The following is a 21,207-nucleotide window of genomic DNA, read 5'->3' on the forward strand; positions in this document are numbered from 1 at the left end:
CTTCCCGGACGGATCGGCACGGTGAACTGCGGGAAATTGCCTCTTTTATCCCCATCAATATCCTTCGTGCCTGTCCAGTAGCTGATCCACGTTGGGGCAATGCTGCCCTTGAATCGGCGGAAAACGAGTTCCCAGTTATAGTCGGCGATATCGGTGATTTCAAAATCGTACAATCGCCCGATGACCTCGACGGATACTTCGTCCGATGCAACGTGGTAGTACAGGTCGGTGTTCGCATCCGGCTGAGCATCGACTTTCGACTGCATAGGGTAGTCAGACGGTGCATTTTCCGCAATGTTACGAAACTCGACCTGATAATCTCCCTCATCCACCCACACCGGGAGATAGAAGGTCGTGTCCAAGACGGGAACTTCAATATCAATCCACGTATTGCTTGGATAGAACTGTGTCCGGTCCGCACTATATACATCAAACGGGAACCGCACCTGTTTGATCCGATAATACTTGGCATAGTCCCGATTTCCGTAGCCCGGATACAAGCCCGCATCCAGATGCTGTCCGCTCGTCGGAATACGAACGGTAAACGGTCGCTCCAAAATGAGTGCAGATCGATTCATATTGGGCACGGTCTTCTGGTTATGCGGCTGGTCATCCGACACGAGCGAGTAGTTTACCACCGGGGTATGAACCGTGACGGTATTAATGGGACTGACGGGGAACGTCTTGTCTCCGCTGCCTCCTAGCGTTGTCGGATGAAGGGCATACTGGATTTCTCCTCTGGACTCCGTATTCGCTTTGTTCAAACGCGTCTGGGGAATCAACAGCTGATCGGCATACAACACCTGCTCCCCGGTGTTTTTATACGAACCGATCTTGGTCGGTGCCGGGATTTGCGTCGGATCGGGTCCATGTTCGACGACGACACTGCCATCCATGACCTTCGTGGAGGAACCTTCCCACGTAAAGTCGAGTGCATCATTTTTCACATCAGGCGGACCTGTTTGAGATTCAGCCATTCCTTTTAACAATCCTTCATCATTCGGAACAGGTAACGGAGTATAACCTGAACTCGCCAGCACCGGGGGCACGTAGCTGATTTCTCCGGTTTCCTTAGGCATCACATGAATTTCAACATCTTCGTCGTGTTCCATCTCCAGCTCTGGTGGCGTGTATCCCTGCGGATACAGCGTAATGCGCTCACCGTCCGGGAGGGCGTAATTCTCCATCTCCGCCTGATCAATGAAATACAGCTCCACATTATTGATGTTCCAATAGCTATAGTTTCGCTCGAAGCTGAACGAGTATTTGACATCAACTGTGTCCGATTCCTCTTTATCGGGTTGCGGGATGGATGTTCCATTTGGCCCAGGCAGGTTGGGCTGTTTCACCTTCCAGGTTCGAACATACGTCAGGTCTGCTTCACAGTCATATGTAATCGTGCCTTGCTGTTTGCCAAAGGTGTGCTGAAAGAGATAGTTCATTGCCCACGTATTGGCATACAGATGCTCCGACGTTGGAATGCCTCGCGTGGCGTCAAAATGGATACCGTTTGTAGGGTCATCTGCAAGAATATGCCCTTGGGCTCCCGGATCCATAAATGCCGTTTGTGGGGAAGCAACTTCATTCGGTGGATTAATGGTAGGACTGCAGGCTGCTTTTCCATCAGGGTCATGCTGGATCGGGCCATCCCCCACCGTCACTTTTAAGTAGGCGATGAGATCATATTGATACGGATCACCACTTTTCCATTCCACAGAAATCGTAGCAGTTCCTGGACTTACACCTTTAATCTTTCCGCTTGAATTAACGGATACGACACTTTCATTATCTGATTTCCAATCCACACCTGATCGCGTTGAAATATCTACCCAATTGCCGAACTGCTTTGCTCCATGAGCCATCGTAGCCACTTCACCTTTGAGGTTGGCTTCCTCATCTTTCTTTAAACGCTGCGTACCTGTAAGTCGAATCTTTTTCTGCTCCGTCCATTTACTTCGCCATGTTATATTTAAAGGCGTTAGATATAAGGTACTGTATTTGGTTTTGCCACTGGGATTTTTGCCGTATTCTTTTGTGTATTCCTTTACGTATTTCTCCGAATTTACTTTTCCTGTTTCCGATGTCAAAGTCACTATTGTTTTAGTGGAATCCAGTTCCAATTTGGTAATAAGAGAATTTGTTCCTTGAAATCTTGTTGTCTCGACTTTTGAAATATGCGGACTGGGAATAAAGACGTCGGAGGGCACTTGAGATCCAGTTTGATCAATATATTTATCTGGTACATATACCGGATTATTCGCCATCTGGATCCGATCTCGAACAGATGTTTTCACTGGTGCATACTTGTCTTCGTCCTCAACATTGCTTGCTGGAATATTTCCAAATGACGTTTCTGCGATCCACTTGAGACTATCGATTTGGTACCAGTATACCCCAGGATTAGCCTGTTTGACCCCTTCAAACACCCTCACTACTTTTTGATAACCCGTTGGTCCCTCCGGTAAGGCCTGTACCGGGTTAGGAAACTCTTCTAATTCTTTCTTATCCTCGGGATCAGGACTGACAACAATTTTTTTTAAATCCTGGGCTTCGTTATCATTCGCTGCTATTGAAATACTATCCGTTGTCATGAGGATTAAAATAATAAAGAAAAAACACGACACTCCTTGCTTGATTCCTCTACATACATAGCTCATGGAATTCTAAAAAACGTGCTTGTATCTTTATCAACTACAAAGGCCATCATAGATTGACTGACAGACTTACCTGCTCGCCTATCTAGAAGAAAATTCATCCAAAATGTACGAGGTACGCCTTGTTTAAAAAATCCCGAATCTACGTATTCCTCTACTGGAAGATTGCTAATTCCGTATTTTTCAGTAGTTCCACTATTGAAATTACTTACGGTTGTAAATATATCTCCTATAGCTTGAACAAATGCTAGATTTCTCAAATTATTTCCATTCGGAGTCACTGTTACTTCCATAAACACCTCATAGTATGGCTCTCGTATAGGTCTTGAATAAGTTCTATCAATAAACATTTTTCCATATAAATTTTGTATCTTCGTCTTGGAATACGCATCTGCCACAATCATACGATGGGCCGTTATCGTCCCGAGATTATTCCGTAATTTCACTTTTTTCCCGATTACACGATCAAAGCTTTCTGGGGTTCCATCCTGTCTCGTAAAATATTCATATAGGGTTGCTGTAGTCAGGTTACTTCCTGTTAGACCCACTTCACGCATTTCATTTAAATCTCTGTACGAATCAGCCTTACTTTCTTGCACTTGTTGATAGCGGGACAAAATCACAGCAGCCTCTGCTCGTGTCGTCGTCTTCCCGGGACCGAAGGTTCCATCAGGGTACCCGGCCATCAACCCGGTTCCTAATACAACCGAGACATACGGGTAGGCCGCTTTCTTTAAACCACCCTTGTAGAACTCAGCTACAGGAACTAACATATTCTCTGTATCTGTATCCTTCAGCGCTTGCTTGAAATCCTCGTTTTGTGCAGCTAGTCCTGAGCTGAGCCACTTGGCCATTTCTTCCCGTGTCAATGCCGTGCTGGGTTTAAATCCGTTTGGATAATCCGAAGCGTTCAAAAAGCCGAGAGATACCGCACGGTTTACTTCTCCTTCACTCCAATGACCTGTCAAATCCCGAAACACATTCACTTGCTCTGTCTCGGGAGTCACTTTGGATACCCGAGACAACAATGCCGCAAATTCCGCACGTGTCACCGTTGCTCCAGGCTTAAATGTCCCATTACTGTAGCCTTTAAAATAACCCTTGGACACGGCAGCATCGATGGAAGCCTTCGCCCAATGGCTTGCAGGCACATCTTTAAATGAAGGTGCTGCTGCATTGGCATTCCCGGTGAAAGGAAGCATTCCCAGTACCAATGCACCGCTTAGTAGTAATTGTGTTACTTTCTTCAATTCGTTCACACTCCAGTATTGTTATTCTCTTCGTAAAATCTCTGGTAAACCTATGTACCTTGAATCATTCACATCTTACAACTTCCTAAAATATCACCTTCAATTCTTTGTGGTTTTCATCTTGCCTCATAATTTTTCAAGAATAAAAACTAGGCCTTTAATCATCCTAAAAGCAAATCAAAACTGCCATTTATAAGAATATTTTACCACTATAAGCTTGTGAAATATAGGTATTTAGGATTGATTTTAACAATCAGTTTAAACGAGAGTATAACAAAACAGGTCAATCATGGTGGTAATATGACCATAATCGACCTGTTTAATATAACGGAATAGCGTTATTTAGGTTATAAAATTCAAGCATTTATGTGCGTACAAACAGAATGAAGAAATCCTCATATGGGTATTACATGGGTTTGATGTGTTATTAGTTGATTGACGGGTTCATTCGCCACTATATAGCCTCGTCCAAAGAAAAAACCTTGAAAGGCACGAAGCCAATCAAGGTTTAAATAAATTAGCCAAAAATTCATTTATCTAGCTCTTCATTTATTAAATAATCATCACTCAAAGAAGAATTTAGAGATAGTTCATTTGACAATAAAGCTAATAAAATATTCACTACCTTTGAGAAAACAACTTCACTTGATCCAACGACACTATGCGCACCTATAACAAAAGCAATACTACCTGCAAATTTCCAATTTGATTCCACTATTCTATCCTCTGCATTACTAAGAATTGATTGGGCATATTCGGTAGAAATACCTGCATATATTGCTTCATTTAACCCTAACTTAGAATTGTACAATACATCACTATTATTTCTATGTTTAACAGTAATTTTTAGTTTTGAGGTTTGATTCGGTATATATTCTGCTCCTAGTAATGCATAATACGAACTGTTCCTTGGCAACTTTAACTCCAATGCAAGTTTTTTGTTGTTCGAAACTATAGCTTCACTCAATTGTAACTCAGTTTCTAATTCATGTTCTATTTCACTTTGAAATGGCATAAGTGGGAATTCATCTTTCCATAAAACCAACTTTCTAAATTTATCTAAATTGTATACTCTATTCATTTCTCTAACCCCCAAAATTTAAACCATGAAGAATTAAATTCTCCCGGCATGGATTTAATTACATCGGGGTGATACACACTAAATGGCGAAACATTATATTTCTGTAGTGCAAATGCATGAGCAGTATCATAATCCATACCTTTTCCCATTTTTGTGAACTCAGATACTTCATGCATATAAAAACTTGCATCTGCCCCCGTCAGCGGCTTACCACTTTGTAAAGCATTTTCTAATCGTTGTATCATTGCTTGATTAGGAGCATATGAATCAAATGTGGAAATATGGCTCTTAACGATATCGAGTCCTTTTGAAGAAACGTTAATCTCAACTCCCTCAAGTTTTCCTAATCCTTGACCAGTTCCACCTGAGAAATTGGGATTATATGCTCCAGTTTTCCCCGTCCCCCCAGTCTCACACTTCATCAACCCCAACGGGTCAATGTAGCTTACCGGGTTCCCGTTGACATACGCATATCGGTTAAAGGTCTGTCCGTCCTGAATGTCACCGCGGATGACGTCCCGGTTCAGGAAACGCTTCAGCTTCGGATCATAATACCGCGCTCGCATGTAATACAGTCCATTGGCATCCGTCATGACCCCATCTCGACCATTATACGCAAACGGCTGCGAGGTTACACCTTCATGCTTCTCCAGCTCGCCATATAGTCCGTACGTATAGCGATCCGTCACTCGATTCTGCTCATCCGTGAGCAACGTCGTACTGCCGCGCAGATCGTAGTGGTAGCTCAGATACGTGCCATCTGCATCTTCGCGTCCGATCAGCCCCAGCCCGTACACATATCGGGCCTTGACGTTGCCCTCGCCATCCAGCTCCATCAGTACCCGGCTGAGTTCAGTCGCATCGTCAATGACGTAGCGGGTCACTTGGCCGCGCTGCGCGAGTTCGATTCGATCGCCTTGCGGGTTGTACCGATATTTCAGCTTGCCGGCTTTCACCAGTCGGTTACGGGCATCGTATTCATACGCGGAAGCGGTGCTGCCATCCGTGGCATACAGCAGATTGCCGTTTGCATCCATCTCGACCGGATAGTCCCCTACCCGCTGTAGGCGATTATCCCAGGTGTAGTGTAGCTGCTGTTGTGTCAGCAAACTGCCCGGGTTTCCCGTTGGGGATGTCCCGACCTGTTCACTCGTCAGGTTGCCCGACGGGTCATACGTGTAGTGTACAATACGGCCGGGCTCTGCGCCACTGCGCAGGCGTTTTAAGGTGTCATACGTGTACTGCTTATTTTCTTCCTTCAGCAGCAAGCCGCCCGGACTGTATTCATACTTGAATTGCTGCAATCGAATCCCCTGCCCGCTCGTATCGGTCAGGCGAATGAGCTGGCCTGCGGCATCGTATTCCCGCTGCTCCTGACTGCCATTCGGACGCCGGGTGTCGATGAGTTTCCCGCTGGCATCGTACCGGTACCGGGTCAGGCGACCGTTCCAGTCCTTCACTTCGGCCAGTTCCCCGGTAGCGTGGTAGCGGTACTCCACTTCTTTGCCATCCGGATAGGTCAAGGCGGTCATTCGACCTGCGGCATCATAGGTATATTGCAGCAGATGTCCGAAGCCATCCGTTCGGGTAAGTAAGCGGCCAGCCGCATCGTAGGTGCGTTCCTCATGCTGCTCGGCTTCCAGCACACGTGCCACTTGTCCGTCCGGTGTGTAGGTAAGCACGATTTCGCCCGCTTCATCCGTCGCGCGGATCAGGCGACCCGCGGCATCGTATTCGTACCGGGTTTCCTGGCCCTTGGCATCTAGCCTAGCCCGCAGCCAGCCGCGTTCATCATAATCGTAGGCGATACGTGCCCCGGCGGCATTCGTCTCCTGCAGCAATCGGCCGCTGCGGTCATACGTGAGCCGGGTTTCATTGCCGCTGGCATCGGTGTAGCTCGTATTGCGATCTTCCCCGTCCCAGGTCTGACGATAGGTGACTTCGTCGGCCCCCTCCCCCTGGATGACCTCCAGCAGGCGATGAGCCGCATCGTACCGATAACGGCGGGTGTGCCCATCGGCATCGGTATCCTCTACACGCTGGTGCAGGGCGTTAAATCGCAGCCGTGTCATGTGGCCGAGTCCGTCTTGCCAAGCGACTGGGCGGCCGGCAGCATCGTAGGTCAGCTGCTGGACGGTTCGTCCTTCCCCATCCACAACGCTCACCAGTCGACCAGCACCATCATAGTGATACTGCGCCTGCTGTCCCAGCGCATCGGTCACGGTCTGCAATCGTCCAGCGAGGTCATACGATAATTGCGTGGTATCGCCTAAAGCATTCGTTTCAGCTATCAGGCGATTCTCGGCATCGTAGGTATACTGCCACGTATGGCCCAACGCATCGGTGACGGTCGCCACTTCCCCGCTTGGTGTATAGGTATATTGCATCGAAGCGCCGGATGGGCGCGTCTCGCGAATGCGTTGTCCGCTGGCATTATATCGGGTTTGCCACGTGAGACCCAACGGGTCCGTGATGGAGGTCAGGCGGTCTGCACCATCATAGCTTCGGCGGCTGATGCCTCCTGCGGCATCCTCCAGTTCCACCACACGACCCGCTTCATCCCAGCGAACGTGTACCTTTCTTCCCTCGGGATCCAGGGTATATGCCAGTTCACCTGTGTCGCTATATCCATAGGTCCAGCTCGCTCCGGTGAAGTCCTGATACACGGCTGTTTGTCCGGTTTCGGTGTAAGTCCACTGTGCTTGGCTGCCATCGGGACGGGTCACGGTGGTCAGACGCTGCTGTTCATCGTACTGATAGCTGGTTACGCCGCCTTCGGCGTCGATTTCACGCGCCAGTTGATGGTGCGGGGTATAGCTATACTGTGTCTCCTGACCTAACGGATCGATTTCACGGATGAGATGCCCATCCTTGTCATAGACGTACGTCGTCGTTTCGCCCAGTGGATTGGTGATACGATCGGTCTGTCCCTGCGGGGTATAGCTATAACGCGTGATTCCGCCATCTTCGGCATGCACTTCCAGGAGCTGCAGCGCTTCATCATGGACCAGGATGCGTGTCTGTCCAAGACGGTTGGTGACGGTCGTCCACGTCTGACCTGGATGACTCTTCGTATCATACCGGAACAGGAACGCATGGCCTGCGGCATCGGTCTGTTTGATGATTCGGTAGGAGGCATCATACGTATTGGTAAACTGAAGGATGCCGCTCTCGCTCAGGGCAAGCAAGTGGCCGGCTTCGTCCGAAACCAGGTCAGTGACAACCCCTTCCGGCTCTTGAATCTGTACCAAGATGCCCCCGACATTGTATGCAAACTTCACTTGTCGCAGCGCGTCTTTAACTTCTTTCAATTCGCCTGTAGGCATATAATCCAGCTGCAATGCACGCTGCGTAGCTCGGTCTGTCAAGGCGGCCAATCGGCCGAATGCGTTATAGGTCATGTCCAGGCTCAGACCACTTGCATTTGTGTGGCTGAGCAGTTGACCCGCTTCGGTGAAGCGGTAGCTTTCACGCGGCTCGCGCGTGGTCAAGGTCCAGCCCTGTGCATCTCGTTCGAGCACGTCAAAGTAGACGTCGAGATCGGAGCTACGGTAGGTGCCGTCCGCTTGATGCACAAACCGGTTATGCCGTCCGGCGGTCCAGTATACCTCCACGGCAGGTACAGGCTGTCCGGCTTCCTCGGCAGTTTGGATTTCCAGGCGAAGTCCATATTGGTGTGTCCAGGCCAGGCCTAGTTCACCTCGCTGCAGCAAACCCGAATGGTAGATCAAGGTCAGCGGCCAGTCCGCAGCCCCGTGCAGGGTCAGGATATCGTGGTTCATAAACTGCTGGCCTGTCGCGGCATGAATCGGATCGCCCGGGCAGCTTTCGGTCTTGGACTTCGTGACATTGTGTGTCTCTGGCGTTCGGCCCGGTGACGACTGGTTCGGTGAAGCGGCTCCCCCCTTGGATGGAGAGACCGGCGCATCTGCGCCTTTGGCGCCCGCACTGGCCGCTTTATCCTTCATGGCCTTGGCTGTAGCGGCACTCGTGATCCCAGCAACACCAGCTGCCCCGGCTTTCTCGGCATCCGTCAGACCTCCGGCATCCTGGCGGGAAGAACCCGCATCGCCAGGGGCATCGTCTGCCTTGCCTGTCGGTTTATTGCTAGACATCGGTGCATCACCAGCTTCGCTCGCCTTAGCAGGTTTCGGTCCGGTACCTGCCATGTCTTCTCCGGCTTCCCGGGCCGAGTTCCCCGGTATGCTCGCCTTGTTTGGTCCGGTTGGCACAGCATCCATGGCGTCATCCGCATGCCGACCGGCCGTTTTGGCGGCATCGACCGCATCGTCTGCATGCTTCACTGCTTTTCCGGTCAGCTCCACGGCTTCATCGGCAAACTTGAGCAGGGATGTCGCTTTATTGAGGCCTTTCCCCAGCGGTCCTAGAACACCAAGACCACGTTCATACCATTCCAGTTTCGCACCGGTCAGCAGGTCTCGACCGGTAATCGCTTCAATCACGCCCTTAACATTCCCCACCACGGGGAGGAAGTCCAGTACGGTGCCTAAAGCAAAGGTGAGGAAGCTCGCCAGCTTCCCCCAGTTGAATTTTTTACCCGCCCGATCGGCTTGCTCGTATTCGTCCCGTTTGCGACGGGTCAGCTCGGAGAGCAGCTCCAGCTTGGTTTGCAAGCCGTCCAGCTCCCGCATAAGCTGGGTAAACGTACTTTGGACCCCGCCTTGGCTGAGGGTTTTCTGGGTCAGACTGTTCATCGACCGGTTCAGGTCCGCTCGCAAATCCCCCATCTCATCCGCAGCCCGATCTAGACTTCTTGATGTCCGTTTCAGGTCGGATAGACTGACTTCCAATTTCACATGACTTCCCCCTTATCTCTTCTTCGCAGCTGCTGCGGCCGCAGATGCAGCTGCTCGTTGTCTTTCTCGCTCCTGCCGCTCTCGTTCCTGGCGTTCTCTCTCTCTGCGCTCTTCCTCAAGGTCTTCCTGCATAAACTGATTGGCGAGCGATTCCAATCGGCGTGCAAATTGCTCCATTTCATCCGCAGTCCGTCTCATCCGCTGTGTAGTATCACGAAAATCATCCATGAAGTGCTGATATACCCGACCTCTCCAGGTCATAGACTGCACATTACTGTTAATGTTGGAGCGTTCATTCTCCAATTTGCTGCTGTTGCTGCGTAATCTGGAAGCGATGCTCCGCAGCTTGCTGACATCTGGCCGAATAGGCATATGTACATCTCCTTACTTTGTTGAGTCTGCCTTACTAAATCGCTCCGCGATCGCTTTCAACTCATCCCCTACATCCTTCAACACAGTAGAAACACTTTCTAACTGAACATGTGCGTCCTTGTAAGAGGAATAAAAGCGCTCTTGTGCTTTTCCTTCCCATTCCCCTGTAATCCCATCAATCAATGATCTCAATTCTCTGGACAATGCAATGCTTTCCTGACTACTTGCCGTAAATCGAGCAGCAATTTCCTTGATACGTTCAGGTTCGATTTTGATAAGATCCGCCATTTATTTGACCCCTTTCCCTTCCAACTTCTCCATTTGATCTGCAAAACGCAGTAATGCTTTTTTCACTGTAGATGGCTTATAAGGCTGCAATTGAAGCGTACCTTCGGTTAGCTCCACAGCCAGATACAGCTTGTCTCCCCATTGTGCATAATGGTAATCCTCCTGATGCCACTTCAGCCCTTGCCTCTTCATAAACATCATGGACCCGGAGCGCTCCCCGTTGTTGAAAATGTCCAATGCAAGCATGGCCTGCTCCTCTGTATGACCTGCTTGAATCAATCTGTTACGCCGATCATCCTCCGTAAGCTTATTCCATTGTTCCCATGTGCAATCCTTAATGACAGCCTTCTTCGCAGCACTTCGATATTGGAGAGTGAGCGGGAAAAAACCTTTCATGGCTTCCAATGTGATATTGGCATCTGCCACAGGAACAATTCGAATGTCACCTGACTCATTGACGGTCTGTTCAACAACAATTCGAGGGGTAAAATAGTAATGCCCTTCGTATTTCCCCTTACCTTCAATCTGTTTACTCACATGCATAACATCAGCACTGCCGCACGCAGCAATACAATAGGCCAGCATTTCATTCATATCGTAGCCCGCGCCATCCGCTTTTGGGATCAGGTATCCTTTGGATATAAACGTTTTCTCGATAAGCTTATATTCCTCTTCCAATTCCTTAGCCAAATATCCACGATAGGGATCTTCAAAGTTGGCTATATAACGAACTCCTACTAGCTGAGTTAAAAAGAAAAACTCCTCTGGAGACAACTCAAAAGCCCACTCTTCCTGCAACTCATTTTCCAAAAATCACACGCTCCCTATAGTTCTATTTAAACAGTCCTATGACGTAGATAATGAATGCAAAAACTAGGGCCCCAACTGAACCACCTATGACATATATCCACAAGCGTTCATAACTGGACTGTTTATTCTGATGTAGTAGCTGAGCCCAGCCCTTTTTGACTAAAGTTTGCTTGGGTTCCGGATTAAAAACGGTCTGATCGATGCCTTCCTGCACCTGCTCCATCGCAATGCCAATCTCAATATGGAATGGAGTTCGTTCCTTGAACTGCTCAATCAGCTTCCCGTATTCCCAGAAGGCCGAAGTAAGATTCCCCTGACGTTCGAGTTGGCGTGCCCGCGCCAGTTGATTCTCTTGCGCAGATGTTAGAGCATCCACAGCATACTCGCTTGGCAGGTTCACCGTTTCTTCTTCTGGCTGCTGCAGCTCTGTATCTGGATCAGAAACAACCTTGGCTGCTTGCTCTACAAACTGTTTTGCTGAAGCCAAAGCAATCTGCCACTCCCCGAATGTCGGACATTGCTGCAGCTGCTCCGCACTCCACAATCTGCTTAACAAAGCAGCTACTTCGGGCCCATACTGTCGTTCAAGCGTTGCTTGAAGAAGGGTGTAACGCTCGCTCGGCTGCTGCATTTCTTGCGGATCAAAATAACTATCTCCCCATGCATACTTACATATGTCTGTACTCGACCAAGCCAGCATCTCTGCAAGCAGAATTCCGCCAGCAAATCGATCCGATTGAGGACTCCAATCCCCGTATTCTCTAAGAAAGGGGGGAGTATATCCCGTTGCACCTTCAGGTAAATTATCGGGTTCCTCCAATTGCTTGGCATACATGCCTTCTACGTCCACTAGTTCAACAGACATATCTTCCGATTCTTGATTCGCGTTCACGATCAGTAGATTAGCGGCTGACAAATCTGCATGGGCTATGCCAGCTTGCTCCAATACAGCCATAGTTGATACCAAAACGCTTGCTAGTTTCAAAGACTTCTCCGGAGTAGTCACTTCCCGGTCAAGCATGAATTCACTCCATGTCTTGCCTTCAATCCAAGGCATATGCGCACTATATAGCAGCTCTGGATATTGTCCAAGCAGCTCCATATCTTCTAGCGGATTCAGGATAGTTCTAGACCATACCCGAAGCCCGGAGTGATCCTTCATATCCGCCATAAGCTCCGTTAATTTCATCACAGAAGGTTTTCTGAAGGCTGGACGGAACACCTTCAATGCACTACTCTCTCCCGCATTGTTAACGAGCTTATAGACCGTGCCTTCCCTTCCCTCTTGTCCATATGGCATACCTTCAAATTGAGGGTGCGGCACCAATCGGTAGACCTGGCTTCTGATGTGTAGTTCTGTAGTTAGTTCTGGTGGAAACACAACGCTTGCTCCCCTTTGCACTGAAAAATGTTTCGAAATTAGACCGTTGAGAACGAGTTCACCTGCTCGATTCGCAGGTAACATCCATCCATCGCTTTTACATCGGCCAAAGACTGGTGCAGCTCTATGTTATTCCACTCACTTCCATCACTGCTAAGAGAGTAGCGATAATTGGATGCCTGAAATGTCAAAGCCATACCTTCATTCAACCCCTTGAGCATAGGCTCAAGTAATTCGTTGAGCGGGAGCATATTAGGCACTTCGATATCGGTCCTTTTTCCGGTTGCATCAATAATCAAGGTTAATAATGTCCGATCCATCTGTTTATCCTCCTTCCGGCTACATCGGTGTTGACGCAGACATCTGCAGCCCTAACGATATTAAGTCCTTGCTTGTACCAGGCAGCATCATAAGTGCGCCCTTCTGAACCGAATATCCCGATTCCATCATCATTTCACGATAACTTTCGGGAATGATGGAAGACATCCGTTTCAGTTTTTCTGAATACGGGTCTACTACAAAAGAATCCGGCATCATACCCTTCCACGCTCGTGTATCCCGAATACGACTTGTAGAGGCATCCTCTGTAATAAAGATGTTCTCCACCAGCACTTGTCCGTCAGGTATGGACATTGCTTTGATTCGTTCAACGATTGGTTCAGGGTCTTCACCCGTATAGATCCCATCCGTCATATGACAAATGAGCGGGGCAGGACAGTGTTCCATGTTGCGAAGCTCAGACTGAAGAATTTTCTCCGCCTGCTTGAATGCTTTCGCCGTATCTGTGAATCGTTTTGGATACAGCGGTGGTACACTGCCGCGGTTCGCGATTCGGTCAATGGATTTCACACCATCCAGCAGGTCATACACCTCGTCACTATACGCAAGGATAGCAATCCGATAACGAGGGGATACCTTCGAACCTTTCGTCGCACGATAAACAATTTGTCGGATGATGGTTTGTAACCCCTCATTGACAATGTCCATCCTTCTCTGACCTTCCAGTTCAAGTGTCATTGAGCCACTGATATCAATTAAATAGATTAATAGAGCGGGCGTACTTCCCGTCGCTTGTACTGTATAACTCATAGGAATAGATTCACCTTTTCATCCTCTAGATATAGAAAAAGCCAGGTAAGTTTACCTGGCTTCTTATGTAACTATTTTGCTTCGTCTGCACGTCTAAAGTTATCTGCAATCGTCTGTAAATTCTGAGAAACTATATCCAACATTTCAATATACGACTCCATTGTTTTTTTGTGCTGATCGTAGCGCTGATAAAATCCTTGGGATTGCATCCCTTCCCACTCTCCATGCATAGTTTGCATTAAAGAATTTAACTGCTGATTAAGCTGTGCACTTTGTTGGTGAGCGTCTTTAAACTTGTTAGATGCTTGGTCCATTTCTTCAGGTGTAATTCTAATTTTTGCCATTTCACACTTCCCCTTTATACCAATTTTATAAATTTTACCCAATTACTATTGTATACAATGAACTATATAATTACCAAACATATTTTGGGAAAAAAGACTCATTTGTAAGCCTTTTTTCCTTTTAAGCCTTAATTTGCGACAAAAACCGAGCTCGCATTGCTTGCAGCTACTTGCTCCTCAATCTGAGCAGCACCATTGGCAAATGCATGCACCGCTTTGACATTGACGAATTTACGTTTAACATAAAAACCTTCTCCGTCTGGCAGCAAACGGGTACCTGACACATAAGGAACCTTAATGTTGAATAGCTCGGTATCGTTAGACTCGGCTGTACCTAGCAACCAACCGATCTGAGCAGATTTGATGTCCTTCAACCAATCATCATAATTGCGATTAATCGCATTGGCTTGTCCGGAAACAATGATATACACCCCATGCTCCCGTCCATTTCTTGTGATGTATTCCAGATGTCCTGTTACGGTTCGGGAAATACGCTTTGCGATGAAGTCAACGTCGTCAATGATCAGTACCATTTTAGCAGCGGATTCATCCGGATCAGCAACTCGCTCTTCCAGCTTGGTACGCAGAGCTTCGATCATTTCCTCCATCGAGGCCTCATTGGTTGCAAAATCTATCGTATGATGAAGGTCTTTCAATACGCCCAATCCCTGCGGTGTACGTCTAAAGTCGCATAGATAGAGCTCAAGCTCATCCTGTCTATATTTCATAGCAGACATTAGGCCAATCGTCACAAGCAGTGATGTCTTGCCGGACTCCATTCTGCCTGCCACCATGAAATATGGGCCATCCGCTTCCATATCCCAGCCAAGCATGTTTAAACTGTCAATGTTCATGTGCACAGGCAAAACAGGACTCGAGGACAGATTCATATTGTCTGTTGCCTCTGGAATGGAGATCATCTCCGGCAGCACTCGAATGGACTCCGGCTTAGGTGTCGTGCAAGAAGCATCAATTGCTGCGAACTGCTCACGCAGCTGTTTGGCACGGGACGACTCATTCACTGCTTGAATGGATAATGCCGTCTGGAATTCATAAGGAGGAATGCTTCCCTTCACAAAAGCTCTGCCCTCCGGCATCTGTGTTGGAGCCTTGAGTAACCTTCCTACGGCATAGTTATAATCAGCTGCATCTGCAAGCATATAGGAGACCGCATTCGGGAAATTACTGCGAATACGTTCCAGCATGTCCGAGATTCGGTTGATGGTAGCTACAAAATATATCCCAAGCCCGGGCCCTTCACGAAGAAGAGGGTCCAGCTTCTCATGAAGCTTCTCGAACTGACCGCGGAAGCTGACATAACTATCGATAATAACGAGAATTGCCGGCAGCGTATTGCCGGTTTCCGCACAATAGGAAAGTCTGGACTTTACTCCCGTTTCAGCAAACAGCGTTTTGCGCTTGTTAATCGTTTCTTCGAGATAATTAAACAACCGATTCATCTTCTCTTCCTGATCATCCTGAATGACATCGGCAACATGAGGCAGCAGCGCATAATCCTTCAGCATTCTTCCAAAATCAAGCGCGTAGATGTTCACATCATTCGGCGTTGTGTCCTTTGCAAGAGAGTACAGCAAGGTTTGAATAAAGGTGGTTTTCCCTGTGCCTGGCATACCATAGATCAGCCAATGGCCCGATTCAAGATCAATTCGTAGCGGGAACTGTCTCTGATTGACAACATCATCAATAAGTCCGACCTGTGGATTCAAAATTTTTCCCGGCTCTATCGCCCCGGTCTCCAAATCCTCTAGCGTAAGTTGAGTAGGCAGAGGCTCCAGCCAAGGCCCCGGCAAACGTCGAATACCTTCCTGTTCAGCTTTCATAGCGATATGATCAATCAGAACGTTCAGTTGCTTTTTGCGCAGGCCCTTCTCTTCGGAAGGCTCCGTTTCCTGAATCAGCTCCAGTTGATCTCTCAGCTTTGTTTTCCGCCCATCCAGCTCATAGGAATACATCGTATCGTCTGACTGCGCAATGTTTTGATCAGGCCGGTATGGCGCTCCGCTCCAGGCAAATTGCACGGATTCAAATACTTCATTGCTTCCCACCTGCAGGAAGCCACGACCTGGATTTGTAATATGAGCCGCATCCGGGATACGAATCATCTCACGACTGTCGCTCTCGTCCTGAACCCGAAGGCAGACTTTATAACGAGAGTTACTCCAGATTTTATCGTCCACAACGCCGCCTGGCTTCTGCGTCGCCAACAGCAAGTGCACGCCCAAGGTCCGGCCGATCGCCGCAATGGATACAAGCTCACTCATAAACTCCGGTTGATCCTTTTTGAGCTGCGCGAACTCATCTATGACAATAAATAGATGCGGAAGGGGCTCTTTATCCTTCCAATCTGTCTGATAATACTCATCAATATGCTGTACATTACCGGCATCAATGAACAAGCGCTGTCTCCGTTTGAGCTCTGCTTTAAGCGAAACCTTCGAGCGTTCAATCAATCCCTCTTCTTCGAGGTTGGTTACGGTCGCTATTACGTGAGGCAGATCCTGGAACGTATTGGACATCCCCCCACCCTTATAGTCAATCAGCATAAAAGCCATATCATGCGGGTGATACTCAACTGCGAGAGACGCAATGATAGATTGAATAACCTCACTTTTCCCTGAACCGGTGGTTCCTGCCATAAGTCCATGAGGTCCATGTCCCTTACGCTCGATTTTGTCATGAAGATTCAGGAGTACAGGCTTTTTCCCGCCCCTAACGCCGACCGGAAACGGCAGCGTATTCGGATATCGTGATTTCTTCCAATTATTTTCCACATGAAATTGTTCAATATCCTGTACACCAAATAGTTCAAACAATGTCAGTACATTCACAATCTCATCTGCGGAATTTCGCTTGATCCGATACGGTGCAATCTGTCTGGCAAACTGATCTGCTTGCTCCAGTGACATTTGATCCGGCTGGAAAGGCTGTACAAATGGAATCTCATCCTTAGGCTTGGCATACGTATTATCACCCGCGGAGCCCCCTGTAACGTTCGTGGAACGCATAACCCCTTCATTCGAATGTAAGTCAATAACAAGCTCACATTCTTTCGGTAAGACGTCTTTGCTAGGAGCTAACACGATGCTGCACGCCCCGATGACCTCCGAGCTTTTCATCATCAATGGAAGAATCGGCTCATGCTCCAGCATTTCAATGTAGGGCAGGAAGCAAACGTAAAAAGGCAGTGCTTTTTCCCCTTTGTTCAACCATTGGCGCCGCTGTAAAAGGGTGAATAGCTGTTCCATGAGCTGTGGCTGATATGCACGTTCCTCGAACAGATACCTGCCTGAACGGGTATCATTCCATACATGGGGAATCCATCTCATCCAGTCCCAGTTCTCTCGCTGCGTTTTATTCATGAATACAGCCAGTTTCAGCTCATCCGGAGCATGATGTGAAGCAAGTTGAGTCACGACTGTTCGACAGAATCTATTCAACTCTTCTTCATCGCCCACAAGACCAACAACGCGATACTTATTCAGATCCAGTAACGCAGGAGCATTGGTTATTGTCGTAAATTTTTCAGTCATTTCTCTTGCCTTTTCAAGCATCGGGTCCTTTTCGACACCATTCTGCTTCGGCACTTTAATATCAAAATTGCTAGGCACCGTGCCTATCCCCACACGAACTTTAAGAAAATCGAAGTCCTGGGGAATTCTCTCCCACACCGAGGAGCTTCGATCCTTCACCATATTGATACAAAACTGCGGGTCCAGGTGAGTTTGATGCCAGTTTAGAATCAGCTCGTTTTTCCAGTTTTGCAAAATTTCCCGATTCTCATTGATATGGTTGTCATACAACCGTTCTCTTTCTTTGATTTTTTTCCGATGCTTCGCCTTCGCTTGAAAGTGAACCAGCACAGGTACGAAGTAGGACACAACCATCATACAAAGGGATATCATTTGTACGGTTACGAATTGCCCGTTTCCCCGGCTTTGATAAAAGGTCATCATGGCCGCTCCACCCGCAACAGTAACCATGATTGGCACCATAATCGAAATAATATTTAACTGCGGAGGCTGAGGAAGAGCCGGCGGTGAGAAAATTTCAACCTCTTCCCCCGATGTTTCCTTAATAATCCTAGGTGATCTCTTATAAAAAAAATGGGACATACGCTGTTACCTCCTCTTCATGCAACTTCTTTAACGATTCATACAACCCTTAGGAAAATAACCTGCCGCCGCTGCGTCTTTCTCACTTGAAAAGGTTTCGTCTTCCCTGTAGCCATATGAACATGTGCTTGGATAATAATATTTAATTCCAGTCGCTGGATCGACAGCGCCCTTGATCTCGGTTTTCTTAACCAGACGCCCGCCTCCAAGCGCGTAGTTATTATAAAATTGGTCACCGATGGGGATGCCCTGGATAAAAGCCATAATCCCAATATCATCAATCGAGTTGATCCATTGCTCTTGGGAAATCTGTGGAAGCTTAAAGGTATAGTGAATGCCATATCTGGTCGCATATTCGTTATGCTTGTTTATGTAATAAGCCAGATCCTGCTGAATGCTCTTTACAATGACACTCTTGCGCATCAGTTCAAAATCCGCTGCATTGTCTAATAAAGGAATGTTGGTTGTACCCTTCAAATCTTCACGGAAGCCTTCTATCCAGGCTTTTGCATAAGCATCGTATGCATACACATAACTGTCCAACGTGAAGTTAATGCTGTTACCGCGATTGTCTGAATACGCATAAGGTTTTTTAGGTCTCCACATATGCTTAAATACTCGCTCACCATTAGCATCACGATACTCATCAATGGCATATACGTCATATCCATCGTAGTCAATCACTGCAACGGCAGGTATATATCCGGCAAGTGCCCCTTGTCTAACGGGATCATTCACCACATCAAAGTTCAAATACAGGGTACGAAAAAATGTATCCAGTGCCCGCTCTTTGTTGGCGAAGAAAAACTTCTTCGACTGGTATGCCGCCTCATATTCCTGAAGCACGTTCATATTTAACATCTGAGAGGCGTCCTGAACAGCCGTATGAAGCGTTGCTGAATATTGATCTGACAAGGCAAGTGCTGTCTTCTGATCGCCCGTTCGGAAGTCCATGATGAGATAGAAGGGCACGAAAATGCAGATAAAGAAAATTACCCAATTAGTAATCTTCATTGATTACCATGCCTCCGTAAGGAACGTAAACCTTGACATTCCCGTTCGTAATTCCCCCTGTGAACACATCGTTTAAAATTGTGGCCATGGTACGGTTCACATTTTTTACTTTCACCGTGAAGAAATCACCTACCGCCATCACGTATCTTCGATTAACATCCGATGTGGGACTGCTCGGAAATAACCTTTGCATAATTTCCTGGTTGTAATGACCGTCGAAATACGTTGTAAAGCTCTCACGGAATGTAGTGGAATTGGCCGGATCTGAGTAATCCGGATTGTATTTCTTATGCAAATGCTCCATCTGAATATCGTACTGGTTGCCTGTAGCTCCCAGCTTCTGATTAAATTCGGTATACATTTCAGGTGTGATATACCCCTTGGTTCGGGCTGAATCCACAAACGTAGTAACCGCCGAATGCACCACAAGCTGTGACAGGTCATCCTGCCGCTGCGCCTGCTGGAATAATGGATAGAGAAATAACAAAATGATAGCGATAAAAACACCTAATATTTTGGAGAAAGAGTTTTCCAAACAAGCTCACCCTTTATGTAAAAACAATGGTTTGTACCTTGCCTTGACTATCCCGAATATAAGATACGGTATACGTTCGGTTCAGATCAACGCCTGACACATCAATACTTTCAATATCATCGGAACGATAGAAATATTGGTTAACTACACGAATGTTGGCATCCAGCGCTTTCATCTGCCGGATGCTTTGAAGCACCTCTGCACCGGTATACGTCACTTGTTCCGTAATTTCGAGACTTGTAAATAATCTCCGTTCTTCGTTAACTGCGCTTTTGTGTGCCGCCTGGACAGCAGCATCCTGAGATTGGATGCCTCCAAGAGCGAACATGCAGGCAATAAGCACAATACTGATCTCAGCTGCCACGAGTATGAATTTTTCTACAGTTTCGCTCATTGGAGGACCTCCTATAATTGTGTATTAAAAAGTCAACTTCTATCTCTGTTGTTCGAATTTGATACCCCTTATCATATTATTGTCATCTCTCACGATGCTAGAGATGAACTTCCCACTCGGATTGATGTATTCAACAGAAGACTGCAATTCAGCATAGTACAGAGAGGTTTTCTTAGATTTCTCAAGAGATTTGACCACTCCATTGGTATCCAAATTATATTGTTGACCATAAAATGTACCTGAAGTTTTAGGATCGGCATAATATTGCTTTCCAGTTATAACCTGTATACCAAATTCTTCCTGATTCATATACTGCCGTATTGCATTCAACACTTGGCTACCTGACAATACAGTATTGCTATACGTTTGATACTCCGTATCCGACAGCTGTGTAGTAATAGCCGCCATCTTGGTCTGTCCTTGTTTTGCCGCATCCTGTGATGAGATTGTGATAATAACGACAATGGTAATCAACATAATCGTCAGGAATATACCTGCTGCGACGCGTATACCGACGCCTGTATTTTCTTCCAAATAACTCAATCCCTTCTTTTATTTGAATCTAACCATAACTACTCCTGTTCAAAGATAATGCCTCTTATCATATTGTTTTTGTCCCTCACAATGGAAGATCTGAATTTCCCACTAGGATTAATGTATTCTTCTGAAGATTGTTTCTCAGCAGCGGAAAGACTAGAACTACTGCTTCCACCAGTTATCTCTCCTATGTCATTAAATGCATCACCATAGAAAGTACCCACAGTTCCTCTTTGTTTCCCAGTAATAACTTGCAAACCAAACTGCTCCTGATTCATATATTGACGTATTGCATTCAATACCTGGCTCCCTGACAGGGTCGTATTGCTGTACGTCTGATACTCTGTATCCGACAATTGGGTGGTAATAGCTGCCATCTTGGTCTGTCCTTGTTTTGCCGCATCTTGTGACGAGATCGTTATAATGACAACGATTGTAATCAACATAATCGTGAGGAATATACCTGCTGCGACACGTATACCGACGCCTGTGTTTTCTTCCATGAAAT

At 47.1% G+C, this 21,207-nt stretch carries 17 protein-coding genes; all 17 read right to left on the reverse strand.

Going from position 1 to position 21,207, the window contains the following annotated elements; all coding sequences use genetic code 11:
- On the reverse strand, positions 1 to 2,591 hold a 2,591-nt coding region (locus DFQ00_RS26055; RefSeq protein ID WP_244214002.1), incomplete at its 3' end, for a DUF5704 domain-containing protein.
- 62 nt (positions 2,592 to 2,653) lie between these two features.
- Positions 2,654 to 3,913, reverse strand: a complete 1,260-nt coding sequence (locus DFQ00_RS26060; RefSeq protein ID WP_425271060.1) for an S-layer homology domain-containing protein — start codon at positions 3,911 to 3,913, stop codon at positions 2,654 to 2,656.
- 520 nt (positions 3,914 to 4,433) lie between these two features.
- The gene (locus DFQ00_RS26065) at positions 4,434 to 4,985 is read right to left on the reverse strand and encodes a hypothetical protein (protein ID WP_110899361.1); all 552 of its coding nucleotides are present in this window, start codon (positions 4,983 to 4,985) and stop codon (positions 4,434 to 4,436) included.
- Positions 4,982 to 9,802 carry an RHS repeat-associated core domain-containing protein gene (locus DFQ00_RS26070; RefSeq protein ID WP_110899362.1) on the reverse strand — a complete coding sequence of 1,607 codons (4,821 nt, stop codon included), beginning with the start codon at positions 9,800 to 9,802 and terminating at the stop codon, positions 4,982 to 4,984. Before DFQ00_RS26070 ends, DFQ00_RS26065 begins: the two co-directional genes overlap by 4 nt.
- Before the next feature lie 12 nt (positions 9,803 to 9,814).
- Positions 9,815 to 10,174: a WXG100 family type VII secretion target gene (locus DFQ00_RS26075; protein WP_110899363.1), complete on the reverse strand. Its 360-nt coding sequence runs from the start codon at positions 10,172 to 10,174 to the stop codon at positions 9,815 to 9,817.
- Positions 10,175 to 10,186: 12 nt separating this feature from the next.
- Positions 10,187 to 10,462 carry a WXG100 family type VII secretion target gene (locus DFQ00_RS26080; RefSeq protein ID WP_110899364.1) on the reverse strand — a complete coding sequence of 92 codons (276 nt, stop codon included), beginning with the start codon at positions 10,460 to 10,462 and terminating at the stop codon, positions 10,187 to 10,189.
- Entirely contained in the window at positions 10,463 to 11,272 is an 810-nt protein-coding gene (locus DFQ00_RS26085; protein ID WP_110899365.1) for a hypothetical protein, read from the reverse strand. It abuts the gene before it with no gap.
- A 22-nt stretch (positions 11,273 to 11,294) separates the two neighbouring features.
- Positions 11,295 to 12,653, reverse strand: coding sequence for a protein kinase domain-containing protein (locus DFQ00_RS26090; protein ID WP_167433840.1), 1,359 nt, complete (start codon positions 12,651 to 12,653; stop codon positions 11,295 to 11,297).
- Positions 12,654 to 12,691: 38 nt separating this feature from the next.
- A complete protein-coding gene (locus DFQ00_RS26095; RefSeq protein ID WP_110899367.1) occupies positions 12,692 to 12,973 on the reverse strand; it encodes a hypothetical protein in 282 nt (93 codons plus the stop codon).
- A 19-nt stretch (positions 12,974 to 12,992) separates the two neighbouring features.
- Positions 12,993 to 13,742, reverse strand: a complete 750-nt coding sequence (locus DFQ00_RS26100; RefSeq protein ID WP_110899368.1) for a vWA domain-containing protein — start codon at positions 13,740 to 13,742, stop codon at positions 12,993 to 12,995.
- A gap of 71 nt (positions 13,743 to 13,813) precedes the next feature.
- Positions 13,814 to 14,086, reverse strand: a complete 273-nt coding sequence (locus tag DFQ00_RS26105) for a WXG100 family type VII secretion target (protein ID WP_110899369.1) — start codon at positions 14,084 to 14,086, stop codon at positions 13,814 to 13,816.
- 128 nt (positions 14,087 to 14,214) lie between these two features.
- Complete coding sequence (essC, locus tag DFQ00_RS26110) at positions 14,215 to 18,219, reverse strand: type VII secretion protein EssC (protein ID WP_110899370.1); 4,005 nt, start codon at positions 18,217 to 18,219, stop codon at positions 14,215 to 14,217.
- Between the two features lie 30 nt (positions 18,220 to 18,249).
- Positions 18,250 to 19,233, reverse strand: a complete 984-nt coding sequence (locus DFQ00_RS26115; RefSeq protein ID WP_110899371.1) for a hypothetical protein — start codon at positions 19,231 to 19,233, stop codon at positions 18,250 to 18,252.
- Positions 19,220 to 19,768, reverse strand: coding sequence for a hypothetical protein (locus tag DFQ00_RS26120; protein ID WP_110899372.1), 549 nt, complete (start codon positions 19,766 to 19,768; stop codon positions 19,220 to 19,222). The genes DFQ00_RS26115 and DFQ00_RS26120 overlap by 14 nt, the downstream gene beginning before the upstream one ends.
- A gap of 13 nt (positions 19,769 to 19,781) precedes the next feature.
- On the reverse strand, positions 19,782 to 20,162 hold the full coding sequence (locus DFQ00_RS26125) for a hypothetical protein (protein ID WP_110899373.1): 381 nt from the start codon (positions 20,160 to 20,162) through the stop codon (positions 19,782 to 19,784).
- Between the two features lie 39 nt (positions 20,163 to 20,201).
- Complete coding sequence (locus tag DFQ00_RS26130; protein ID WP_110899374.1) at positions 20,202 to 20,696, reverse strand: ABC transporter permease; 495 nt, start codon at positions 20,694 to 20,696, stop codon at positions 20,202 to 20,204.
- 38 nt (positions 20,697 to 20,734) lie between these two features.
- A complete protein-coding gene (locus DFQ00_RS26135) occupies positions 20,735 to 21,202 on the reverse strand; it encodes an ABC transporter permease (RefSeq protein WP_110899375.1) in 468 nt (155 codons plus the stop codon).
- Positions 21,203 to 21,207: the final 5 nt, after the last annotated feature.

It is taken from the genome of Paenibacillus barcinonensis, from assembly GCF_003217495.1.
Classification (GTDB): Bacteria; Bacillota; Bacilli; order Paenibacillales; family Paenibacillaceae; genus Paenibacillus; species Paenibacillus barcinonensis.